Origin of the sequence: Sedimentitalea arenosa, assembly GCF_016428585.1 — a bacterium.
In the GTDB taxonomy this organism is placed as follows: Bacteria; Pseudomonadota; Alphaproteobacteria; order Rhodobacterales; family Rhodobacteraceae; genus Sedimentitalea; species Sedimentitalea arenosa.
The window spans coordinates 152370-162990 of the sequence record NZ_JAELVR010000010.1 but is presented as its reverse complement, the minus strand read 5'-3'; the positions used below and the strand labels follow the sequence as shown (position 1 = coordinate 162990).

The 10621-nt window shown below is 64.1% G+C and carries 10 protein-coding genes; 4 read left to right on the top strand and 6 right to left on the bottom strand.

Annotated features, from left to right (window positions below; translation table 11 throughout):
- Positions 1–12 precede the first annotated feature (12 nt).
- The gene (locus JF290_RS15125; RefSeq protein WP_199025727.1) at positions 13–2451 is read left to right on the top strand and encodes a GcvT family protein; all 2439 of its coding nucleotides are present in this window, start codon (positions 13–15) and stop codon (positions 2449–2451) included.
- Positions 2452–2527: 76 nt separating this feature from the next.
- Here the strand turns inward: JF290_RS15125 and JF290_RS15120 are convergent, their stop codons facing one another.
- Positions 2528–2938, bottom strand: a complete 411-nt coding sequence (locus JF290_RS15120; protein ID WP_199025726.1) for a nuclear transport factor 2 family protein — start codon at positions 2936–2938, stop codon at positions 2528–2530.
- A gap of 110 nt (positions 2939–3048) precedes the next feature.
- On the opposite strand from JF290_RS15120, the gene JF290_RS15115 reads away from it, so the two are divergent.
- Complete coding sequence (locus tag JF290_RS15115; protein ID WP_199025725.1) at positions 3049–3702, top strand: RluA family pseudouridine synthase; 654 nt, start codon at positions 3049–3051, stop codon at positions 3700–3702.
- Here the strand turns inward: JF290_RS15115 and JF290_RS15110 are convergent.
- Positions 3699–4538: an alpha-1,2-fucosyltransferase gene (locus JF290_RS15110; protein ID WP_199025724.1), complete on the bottom strand. Its 840-nt coding sequence runs from the start codon at positions 4536–4538 to the stop codon at positions 3699–3701. The genes JF290_RS15115 and JF290_RS15110 overlap by 4 nt on opposite strands.
- Positions 4539–4643: 105 nt before the next feature.
- Between JF290_RS15110 and JF290_RS15105 the strand changes: the two genes are divergently transcribed.
- Positions 4644–5588: an alpha/beta hydrolase gene (locus JF290_RS15105; protein WP_199025723.1), complete on the top strand. Its 945-nt coding sequence runs from the start codon at positions 4644–4646 to the stop codon at positions 5586–5588.
- 58 nt (positions 5589–5646) lie between these two features.
- Here the strand turns inward: JF290_RS15105 and JF290_RS15100 are convergent, their stop codons facing one another.
- Positions 5647–7086 carry an aldehyde dehydrogenase family protein gene (locus tag JF290_RS15100; protein ID WP_199025722.1) on the bottom strand — a complete coding sequence of 480 codons (1440 nt, stop codon included), beginning with the start codon at positions 7084–7086 and terminating at the stop codon, positions 5647–5649.
- A 165-nt stretch (positions 7087–7251) separates the two neighbouring features.
- On the opposite strand from JF290_RS15100, the gene JF290_RS15095 reads away from it, so the two are divergent.
- Positions 7252–7905 carry a peroxiredoxin gene (locus JF290_RS15095; protein WP_199025721.1) on the top strand — a complete coding sequence of 218 codons (654 nt, stop codon included), beginning with the start codon at positions 7252–7254 and terminating at the stop codon, positions 7903–7905.
- Positions 7906–8007: 102 nt separating this feature from the next.
- Here JF290_RS15095 and JF290_RS15090 read toward each other — a convergent pair whose 3' ends face one another.
- The 3 genes from JF290_RS15090 to JF290_RS15080 form a co-directional block, all read right to left on the bottom strand.
- Entirely contained in the window at positions 8008–8724 is a 717-nt protein-coding gene (locus JF290_RS15090) for a glycosyltransferase family 25 protein (protein ID WP_199025720.1), read from the bottom strand.
- A gap of 70 nt (positions 8725–8794) precedes the next feature.
- Positions 8795–9706: an SGNH/GDSL hydrolase family protein gene (locus JF290_RS15085; RefSeq protein ID WP_425503964.1), complete on the bottom strand. Its 912-nt coding sequence runs from the start codon at positions 9704–9706 to the stop codon at positions 8795–8797.
- A gap of 195 nt (positions 9707–9901) precedes the next feature.
- Positions 9902–10597, bottom strand: coding sequence for a Rossmann-fold NAD(P)-binding domain-containing protein (locus JF290_RS15080; protein ID WP_233155416.1), 696 nt, complete (start codon positions 10595–10597; stop codon positions 9902–9904).
- Between the last annotated feature and the right edge of the window lie 24 nt (positions 10598–10621).

The following is a 10621-nucleotide window of genomic DNA, read 5'->3' as shown; positions in this document are numbered from 1 at the left end:
AGGTTCTAGCTCATGACTGATCTTCCAAGCCAGGCCCGCGTCGTCATCATCGGTGGTGGCGTTATCGGCTGTTCCGTCGCCTATCACCTGACGAAACTGGGCTGGACCGATGTGGTCCTGCTGGAACGCAAGCAATTGACCAGCGGCACGACCTGGCATGCCGCCGGGCTGATCGCACAGCTGCGCGCCACCGCCAACATGACCCGGTTGGCAAAATACAGCCAGGAACTCTATGGCGGGCTCGAGGCGGAAACCGGCGTTGCCACGGGCTTCAAACGGGTCGGGTCGATCACCGTCGCCCTGACCGAAGATCGCCGCGAAGAGCTGTTCCGTTCTGCCGCCATGGCCCGCGCCTTCGGTGTCGATATCGACGAGATCGGCCCCGATGAGATCTCGATGCGCTACCCGCATCTGAACATGGAGGGCGTGCTTGCCGGGGTCTATCTCGACAAGGATGGGCAGGGCGATCCCGGCAACATCGCCCGCGCGCTGGCCCGTGGTGCCCGCCAGCGCGGCGCGGTGATCGTCGAGAACACGCCCGTCACCGGCGTCACCCGGTCCGGTCGGCGGGTCACGGGGGTCACTTGCGAAACATCCGGCGGTCCTGTGCAGATCGCCTGCGAGCACGTCGTCAATTGCGCCGGCATGTGGGGCGCCCAGGTCGGTCGGATGCTGAACACCAACGTGCCGCTTCAGGCCTGTGAGCATTTTTACATCGTCTCCGAGCCGATCGAGGGGCTGTCACAGCTTCCGGTGCTGCGGGTTCCGGATGAATGCGCCTATTACAAGGAGGACGCAGGCAAGCTGATGCTGGGGGCTTTCGAACCGGTGTCGAAACCCTGGGGTCCGATTCCGGCGAATTTCGAATTCGACCAACTGCCCGAGGATTTCGACCATTTCGAACCCATCCTCGAACACGCAGTGAACCGGATGCCGATCCTGGGGCGTGCCGGCATCCACACGTTCTTCAACGGGCCGGAAAGTTTCACGCCGGACAATGCCTATCACCTGGGCCTTGCACCCGAGATGGAAAATGTCTGGGTTGCCGCCGGGTTCAACTCCATCGGGATCCAGTCCGCCGGTGGCGCCGGGATGGCGCTGGCGCAATGGATGGAGGACGGGGCCAAGCCTTTCGACCTCGGCGATGTCGACATCGCGCGGATGCAGCCCTTCCAAGGCAACGCGCGCTACCTGCGCGCCCGCGCCACCGAATCGCTCGGCCTGCTTTACGCCGATCACTTTCCCTATCGCCAAAAGGCGAGCGCCCGGGGCGTACGGCGCACGCCGTTCCACGACCGGTTGGCCGAACGCGGCGCCGTCTTCGGCGAATTGGCGGGGTGGGAACGCGCCAACTGGTTCGCTGGACCGGGGCAGGAGCGCGCTAATGCCTATAGCTGGTCGCGGCAGAATTTCTTCGACAACGTGGCCAGCGAGTTGGCCGCTGTGCGCGGGAACGTGGGGCTCTACGACATGTCTTCCTTCGGCAAGCTGCGGGTTGAGGGAGGCGACGCGGAGGCCTTCCTGGATCATGTCTGTGGTGCGGACATGGCCGTGCCGGTCGGCAAGATCGTCTATACCCAGTTCCTCAACGCGCGCGGCGGGGTCGAAGCCGACGTGACCGTGACACGGCTGTCGGAAACCGCGTTCCTGGTCGTGACCCCCGCCGCGACCCGGCTGGCTGACGAAACTTGGCTCAGGCGGCATCTGGGCGACAAGGCTGTAGTGATCACCGACGTGACCGCTGCCGAGGGCGTTCTGGCGGTGATGGGACCCAATGCGCGCAAGCTGATGCAGGCGGTATCGCCGAATGATTTCTCCAACGCCGCCAATCCATTCGGCACCGCGCAGCAGATCGAGCTGGGCCTGGGCCTCGCCCGCGCGCACCGGGTCTCCTATGTGGGTGAGTTGGGGTGGGAGATCTATGTCGGCACGGACATGGCGCTGCACGCTTTCGACACTCTGATCGAGGCCGGCGAGGGGCTGGGCCTCACCCTGTGCGGCATGCACATGATGGATTGCGCCCGCATCGAGAAGGGCTTTCGCCATTTTGGCCACGACATCACGCCAGAGGACCACGTTCTGGAGGCAGGGCTCGGTTTTGCCGTCGGTCGCGACAAGCCCGATTTCATTGGACGCTCGGCGGTCCTGCGCAAGAAGGAAAACGGGCTGGATGCCCGATTGCTGCAGTTCAAGCTGCGCGACGCCGAACCGCTGCTCTATCACAACGAACCGATCCTGCGCGACGGAGAGATCGTCGGGCACCTGTCCTCGGGTGCCTACGGTCATCATCTGGGTGCGGCGATCGGACTCGGCTACGTGCCTTGCCGGGGCGAAAGTGCTGCTGAGGTGCTGGCCTCGACCTATGAGATCGACGTGGCCGGGGTACGGGTGTCGGCTGACGCGTCGCTGAAACCGTTCCATGACCCGGCAGGCGAGCGGATGCGGATGTAGCGCGACCGATCCTTGCCCCGGACGTCCCTTGGGCATCCGGGGCGGGCCTTTGAAACCCGGCAGACGCTTTAACCGGTCAGGCCAGGGCGTCGCGGAACTTCAGGAAGCGCGGGTCGGTCGAAACGCGGGCATTCATTGCCTCGCGGAGAGCGCCGATGGTCTTGTAGGGACGCATGACCACCTCGAAGGTCGAAATCAGGCCGTCTTCGTCAAGGGTGATCAGGTCGACCCCCACCGCGTCGAGATCGCCGACCTTGCATTGAAATTCCAGCGCCCAATCCGGACCGTCGCCCATGACGCGGCGGTATCGGAAATCGGAAAACACCTTGCCGACATGGCCAAGCACCGCGGCGACTGCATCGCGCCCGGTCCAGGTGGCGAAATAGGTTGGCGGCATGAACTTGACGTCCTTGGCCAGAAGATCGGCGATGGCAGTTTCGTCGCCCTTGGCGACGACCTCTTTCATGTGGGCGATGGTCGGGTGCATGGTCCTGTCCTTTCCTGGATTGCGCGTATCGTTGCGCCGACGCGTGCGGCTGGCAAGCGCGACGCCGCGTGACCTTGTGGCGCGGCCTCGCCGCGGTTAGGGAACCCGGCATGGCCGTTTCCTCCGACTATCGCCCGCCCGATGGACCGCTCGACGTTCTGCACATGGACGCGCAGTTGCTCGTCCTGAACAAGCCCGAAGGCCTGCTGAGCGTGCCCGGCAAGGGCGCGCACTTGGCCGATTGCCTTTTGGCGCGCGCGCAGGCGGCCTTTCCCGAAGTGCTGCTGGTGCATCGGCTCGACCGGGACACCTCGGGCGTGATCGTGTTCGCCATGACGCCGCATGCGCAGCGACATCTTGGCCTGCAGTTCGAGAAGCGCCAGGCGCGCAAGAGCTATATCGCGCGAGTGCACGGAGCCCTTGCGCCGAAGACAGGCAGCGTGGAGCTACCCCTGATCGTGGACTGGGAGAACCGCCCGCGCCAGATGGTCTGCCACGAGACCGGTAAACCCGCCCTGACCGAGTGGCGCGTGCTGCGACAGGGCGAAGACGAAACCCGGGTGCGCCTGATGCCGCGCACCGGGCGGTCGCACCAGCTGCGGGTACACATGACAGCTCTGGGGCACCCGATCCTGGGTGATCCGCTCTATGCCACGGGGGTGGCGGCGGACCATCCGCGCCTGATGCTGCATTCCGAGGAACTTCGCATCAAGCATCCCGATGGCGGGATGTCGATGAAGTTCCGCGCGCCGGTGCCTTTCTAGACCGCGATCCGCGCCCAACCGGCCGGCAGGATATCGGGGTTTGCGAGCTTCGGATCGCCGAACCAGCGGGCCGGGCCGGCCACCCGTTTTGCCGGGTTGGCGTTCAGCCACGCCCCCCACCACGAAAAGGACGAATTCGCGATGATGTTGTGATCGCAGAGCGACATCAGGTGCATGTCGTCGAAATCGCGCACGGTACCGTTGAAATCGACGACCACCTTCTCGCAAGGCAACGGCAGGTTCGCCCGAGCCCAGTCGGGATCGTCGGAGAACACGTAGACCGTCGGCGTGCCACTGATCCCGCCCAGCACATGGGCAAGCGCGGCGTCGTAGTAGGCCTGGTCACAAAGCACATGGGCGTTCAGCGTCAGGTAGTCTCCGCGCCGCACATGCAGAGAGATCGCCAGCGACTCGCGGATGCGGTCGGCCATTTCCACGCCTTCCGCGCTCCCAAGGGCCGGAAAGGTGAAGTCCCGCCGAACCTCGTCGGCGATGTGGCCAAAATAACGCTCGCTCTGCCAATAGCCGTGCAGATAGCTGCCATCTGGAAATCCTTCGATCGCCTCATTGTAGCCAAGCCCCTTTTCGCGCCGGAAGGCGGGGCTGGCCAGCCGCCACGCAGCATAGCGCAGAGGCTCGTCATTTCGGGGCGGGGGGAGGGAGTCGGATTCCGCCAGCGGTAGGTCGAAGACCCGCGTCAGAACGCCTTCGCCGCGGGCCAGCGCCTCGCGCATGTCCAGTGCCACGGGCACCCCATGGCGCGCCGCCAGCCCGCGCGCGGCAGCGTATTGGAACATCTGGTTGCCGAGACGGCCATGCAGACGGGCAGTGATCATGATCCGTGTCTAAGGTCAAAGAGACCGTTGTTCCAGAGTGGTGGCGCATTGCACAATGCGGGATCGGGGGACTAGGCTCGCCGATAGGCAGCAGGAGGCCGTGATATGCCAGAGGACGTTCACCCGCAGATCCAGGGTCTTCTGCACCGGATGGCCGAACTCGGCTTGCCGAAAGTGCAGGATCTCGACACGCGTGCGGCGCGCGAGTTGCTCGAGGGGCTGTCGGCGGTGCGGCGCAAGGACTACCCGCCGCCCGAGGTCCTTTCGGTCGAGATGCGCAGCACCGGGGCGGGCTACAACCACGTGCCGCTGCGCATCTACCGCGTGTCCGACAGCGATGGCGCTCCGGTAATCCTGTTCTACCATGGCGGCGGCCACGTGATCGGCAGTCTGGACAGTCACGACGCCGCGGCGCGGTTTCTGGCGTGGGCCTGTGGCGCGACGGTGGTCTCGGTGGACTACCGGATGGCACCTGAACATCCGTTCCCAGCGGCGGTCGAGGATGCTTATGAGGCGGCGCGCTACATCGCCGACCATGCCGAGGCGCTCGGCGTCGACGCGACGCGGCTTGCGCTCTGTGGCGATAGTGCGGGCGGCAACCTTGCGGCGGTCGTCGCGCTGATGGCGCGCGACAGGGAAGCTTTCGCGGTGACGGCGCAGGCGCTGGTCTATCCGGTGGTCGATTGCGTGGATCGTACTGCTTCCTACGACCGCTACGGAGAAGGTTACGGAGTTCTCGAGGCGGACACGGTGAGCTGGTTCATGGACCGCTATCTGCCGGACCCTGCCATGCGCCGGGACTGGCATGCCAGCCCGATCCGGGCGGAATTATCGGGTCTGCCGCCGACGTTCGTTTTGACCGCGGAATGCGATGTGCTGCACGATGAGGGGGTCGCCTTCGCCGCAAAGCTGAAATTGGCAGGAGTCGAAGCGGAACACAGGGAGTATCCCGGCATGATCCACGGCTTTTTCACCTATCTTGGCCAGGTCGATGCGGCCCAGCAGATGCACCAGGATATCGCGGCCTTCCTCAAAGCCAATTGGGGCTGAAGCAAAGAAAAAGGCCGCCGAACCCCGGCGGCCTTCATTCAATAGAGTGCGACTGGGCTTACTCGGCGGCCCAGCCTCCCACGGCCTTGATCTCGAGGAAGTCCTCGATGCCGAAGATGCCGCCTTCGCGCCCATTGCCCGATTGTTTCATGCCGCCGAAGGGCGCACCTGCGCTGCGGGACTTGCCGTTCATCTCGACCATGCCAGAACGCAGTGCGCGGGCCATCCGGTTGGCGCGCACCCCGTCCTGCGTCTGGACATAGTTGGTCAGGCCATAGGGCGTGTCGTTGGCGATCTCGATGGCCTCTTCCTCGGTGTCGAACGGGATCATCGACAGGACCGGGCCAAAGATTTCCTCGCGTGCGATGGTCATCTGGTTGTTCACATCGGCAAAGACCGTCGGCTTGACATAAAAGCCCTTGTTGAAGCCTTCAGGCCGACCGGTGCCGCCCGCGACCAGGCGCGCGCCCTCGTCAATGCCCTTCTGGATCAGGTCCTGGATCTTGTTCCACTGCACCTCGTTCACGACCGGACCGATATGACGGCCTTCCTCATGCGCGTTGCCGACAGTGACCGCCTTGGCGACCTCGGCTGCGGTATCGACGGCCTGGTCGTAGATGTCGCGCTGCACCAGCATCCGGCTGGGTGCATTGCAGGACTGGCCGGTGTTGTTCATCATATGCAGAACACCGCGCTTCACCGCTTTTTCATCCGCATCCGCGAAGATCACGTTGGCACCCTTGCCGCCCAGTTCCAGATGCACCTTCTTGAGCGTATCCGCCGCGTTCTTGGAAATCGCGGTGCCCGCGCGGGTGCTGCCGGTGAAGCTGACCATGTCCACGTCGGGATGGCTGGAAAGCTGGCTGCCGACGCCCGCACCGTCGCCGTTGACCAGGTTGAACACGCCCGGCGGGAAGCCGGCTTCGTGCATCATCTCGGCAAAGATCATCGCGTTGAGGGGGCTCTGTTCGGACGGTTTCAGCACCATGGTGCAGCCTGCGATTGCGGCCGCGCCCACCTTGAGCGTGATCTGGTTCATCGGCCAGTTCCACGGCGTGATGAGCGCCGCGACGCCGACCGCTTCGTAGATGATCCGGTCGTTGGGCGAGTCGGCGTTCAACGGGCGGTCGAATTCGAACTCCTTCGCGGCCTTGACGAAGTTGGCGAGGTGAAATGCGCCTGCTCCGAACTGCTGGCTGCGCGCCATGTCGATGGGCGCGCCCATCTCGGTGCTCATGGCCTGTGCCAGATCCTCGGCGCGGTTCTTGTAGATGTCGATCAGCTTCTCGACCAGCGCGATACGCTCGGCCACAGGTGTGGCCATCCAGCCCGGCAGCGCTGCTTTGGCGGCGGCGACGGCGGCGTCTGTATCCGCCTGGCCGCCCAGCGAGATCACCGCGCACGGCTCTTCGGTCGAGGGGTCGATCACCTGGAAATCATTCGTACTGGCCGGAGCAACCCATTGCCCGTTGATATAGAAGTCTCGTTTTTCGATCATGGTCGACTCTCCCGTGTCTGAGATCTGACCCGACCGGACGGTCGGGGATTCGCGGCACTCTGTCATTGCGCAGGCGCAGGGGCAAGAGAGGGGATGCAACGCGGTCGTGGAGTGACTAGGTTGGCGTCGACGAGTCGCCACCGACGGATAGAAAGGACTACCGACATGGGTTTGCGTATCAACGACACCGTTCCGAACTTCACGGCTGAGACCGACCAGGGCACGATCCAGTTCCACGACTGGATCGGCGACAATTGGGCGATCCTGTTCAGCCACCCCAAGGATTTCACCCCGGTCTGCACCACCGAGTTCGGCGCCGTGGCGCAGCTGGCGGACGAATGGGCCAAGCGCGACACCAAGGTGATCGGCGTTTCGGTCGACGGGGTCGAGGACCACAGGAAATGGAAGGGTGATATCGAGGGTTTCGCCGGCGCCAAGGCCGGTTTCCCGATCATCGCGGACGAGGGCCTGGCCGTGTCCAAGGCCTTTGACATGCTGCCTGCCGACGCCTACCTGCCGGACGGACGCACGCCTGCGGACAGCGCCACGGTGCGTTCGGTCTTTATCATCGGGCCGGACAAGCAGCTGAAACTGTCGATGACATATCCGATGTCCGTCGGCCGCAATTTCGCCGAAGTGTTGCGGGCGCTGGATGGGCTGCAGCGCACCTACAACCAGCCGCTGGCGACGCCGGCCAACTGGGAGCAGGGGCAGGACGTGATCGTGGCGATGGCGCTGGACGATGCGGCGGCCGAGGCGAAATACGGTACGCTCGACAAGAAACTGCCCTATCTGCGATTCGCAAAGAACCCCAACTGAGGTCTTGGGGGGCTCTGCCCCCGTCCCTGCGGGACTCCCCCGGAGTATTGTTGCGAAGATGAAATCAATGGCGCGGTCGGATTGGCCGCGCCTTTTTCCGCATCAGGCGCGCTGCGGGTGCAGGTGCAACCGGGCGCGGTAGAGTGTCCGTTTGGCTTCGCGGGCCAACTTGCCACGGGCGCCGGTGCGCGTCTGGATGGTCGAACCACCGATCTCATGTGCCACCTCTGCATTGCCGTTGGGCAGAAGCGCGTGGATGGGCTGGCCGGTGATCCAGTGCATCTGCAGAAAGGTGTCGACTGGCCTGTCGATCCGGTCCGTCGCGGCGAGGAGTCGCTCGGCCGCATGGCGTCCGACCACTTGGCAGATGCATTGCAGCCCGATGATCCGGGGCAGGATCAACCGTATGTCGCCGTCTTCGGCGATCACCCGGGCGGGCGTTTCACGAGCCTTGACCGGCAGGCGGACATACATTTCCCTGTCGGCGTGACGTTCGATGAGCCGAAGCGCGCGGGTGAGACGAGCGGGGTCGACGCGCAGGTCGTCCTCGGCGATCAGGCCGAAGTCCCAGCCCGCGTCCAGGATCCGCTGCCAGCAGCGGCGATGACTTTGAAACACGCCGATTTCCGCAGGGCGCAACGCGAACGGGTAGTGCGGCGAGAAAAGGGTGCCGTCGCTGCGCTGCACGCCGGCAATCTGCTCCGGGTCGCGCCCGTCCACCGCCTCGACGACCTCGGCCGCGGGCAGGTCCCGCAGCAACCTGTCGACATTGCCGCGCCGTTTCGAGCTGCCTGACATGTGGATGATCATCGAGCGCATGAAGGCTGACTACAGCGGAATGCGCGTACAGGGAAGTGGCGCTCCCCGACACCGGGGCGCGCCAAGGCGATCAGGCGGCGCGGCGGCGACGCCAGGCGGCGGCGCCGAAGCCAAGGGCTGCAGTCAGCATCAGGGGCATCGCGGCCGGCACCGGAACGGCTTCGACAGTCGCGATGACCCGTTCGCCCAGAAGGCGCTGGGACACGCCGTTCGGGTGTACGGCGTCGCTGTAGAGGTAGGTGTCGGGATCGAAACCATCCGCGACGCAGTTTGGCCCGTCGACAGCCATGCTGAGAGTGCAGGGGGTGGTCACGTTCGTCACCCCGTAGAGCGGGCTGCCGTTGGCGAAATCAGCGAGGATTTCCTGCGTGACGCTGTCCGTGTCGAAGGTGATGATGTTGAAGCCTTCGCTGCGCAGATCGATGATGTTCAGCGCCAGTTGTGCGTTGAACGTATCGCTCGCCGCCTTGGCAACGGGGTTGCCTGCGAAACCGGGAGAGCCGCTGATGTCGGGCAGGCTGAGGACGAGGAAATCGTCGAAAGTATCACTGGCGATCGATCCTATGGCGCGGATGCCATTGGCCACCGAGTCCGCGGCGGCTGTCATGTCCTGACCCTGAAAGAAGTCGTTGCCCCCGAACAGGACCGACACCAGCGGGTTGTCACCGGGGGCTGTCAGCGATCCGGCGACCGCACCGGCAAAGGTCGCGATCTGGCCGAAGAACGTGTTGAGCGGGGCCGGCAGGTCCGGGTTCAGATTGGTGTCGCTGGCGGTCGCGCCGCCCAGGGCGAAGTTGCCCGAATCCAGGTTGGCGTCGGTGAACTCGTCAGCGATGTATTCCGCGTAGGTGCGCCCGTTCGAAAACCGACCGCCAAGGCTTGGCGCAAAAAGGCTCCCGAATTTGCCGTCATCAGTCAGGCTGTCGCCAAAGGCGTAATAGCTGGTGAAGGTGTCGGTCAGCGTGCCGGCCGCCACCGGCATTGCCAGTCCGCAAGTCGCCAGCGTGGCAATCAATATCTTTCTCATGTCTCACTCCCTGATCGCGCCACGTGACGGGCGCTGCGCAGAAGGGTATCCCGTTTGCGGAACAGGTCCAGACCTGCTCCGGGTGAATCAGAGTCAATTGGGCCTGAAAGAGCAATCTTGTCCGCAGGTGATGAAGTCCGCATGCACTCGCTATTGAACGGAGCGGAACAGTTTCGCATGTCGCAGTGCGAAGGCTTCGACCGTTTCCGGATCGCGGTTCAACACCGCTGGCAGATCGCTCGGATGCGGGTGAGGCTGGCCGGTCAGGCGCGGCAAAAAGTGCAGGAGCAGCATCACTATGAGATAGGACCATGTCGCGCCCTGGGACCGGCTGTACGCCAGATAACGGACCAGGCTGGCAGGCGCATACCTGAACGATGTGCCGAGCGTCGCATTGATCCGCGTGCAGACTTCGTCAAAGCCCATGACCTGACCGCCCGTGGCCTGCAGGACGGGTTCTGGATGGCTGCCGGCAATTGCGCTAGCGCACACCTCTGCCACGTCCCGGGCAGAGACCCAATCCAGTTTCAATCGGCCCGCAGGCAGATAGATGCGCTTGTTGCGTTGCAGCTCGGGCCAGAGAGCCGTGGTCAGGTTGTCCATGAAATAGCTGGGTCGAACAAATACATGCTGGAACTCCATTTCCGAGATCACCCGTTCGATCTTGGCGTGGGGAAGAAAGCCCATGCTGTCCGCGCCCTGCACGGACAGGAACACCACGCGCGTGTCGCGCGAAAATCGGTCGAGAAAGTTGGTAAACAGTCCTGGATCGGTCAAGTGGGGCGGACGCATCAGGAACAGGGCGTCAAATTGGCCCGAGGGGCCAATGCCTTTCTCGAAATCCACCTGCGCGCTCTGATGCTCTTCTCC

Excerpts from the sequence above, each read along its gene's own strand:
- JF290_RS15085 (WP_425503964.1), bottom strand. The coding sequence starts at position 9,706 with ATGCCGGTGGCGGCCGGCACGCTGACCGACACCTTCACCAGCTATTAC.
- JF290_RS15125 (WP_199025727.1), top strand. The coding sequence starts at position 13 with ATGACTGATCTTCCAAGCCAGGCCCGCGTCGTCATCATCGGTGGTGGC.
- JF290_RS15090 (WP_199025720.1), bottom strand. The coding sequence starts at position 8,724 with ATGCGCTCGATGATCATCCACATGTCAGGCAGCTCGAAACGGCGCGGC.
- JF290_RS15105 (WP_199025723.1), top strand. The coding sequence starts at position 4,644 with ATGCCAGAGGACGTTCACCCGCAGATCCAGGGTCTTCTGCACCGGATG.
- JF290_RS15115 (WP_199025725.1), top strand. The coding sequence starts at position 3,049 with ATGGCCGTTTCCTCCGACTATCGCCCGCCCGATGGACCGCTCGACGTT.
- JF290_RS15110 (WP_199025724.1), bottom strand. The coding sequence starts at position 4,538 with ATGATCACTGCCCGTCTGCATGGCCGTCTCGGCAACCAGATGTTCCAA.
- JF290_RS15095 (WP_199025721.1), top strand. The coding sequence starts at position 7,252 with ATGGGTTTGCGTATCAACGACACCGTTCCGAACTTCACGGCTGAGACC.
- JF290_RS15100 (WP_199025722.1), bottom strand. The coding sequence starts at position 7,086 with ATGATCGAAAAACGAGACTTCTATATCAACGGGCAATGGGTTGCTCCG.
- JF290_RS15120 (WP_199025726.1), bottom strand. The coding sequence starts at position 2,938 with ATGCACCCGACCATCGCCCACATGAAAGAGGTCGTCGCCAAGGGCGAC.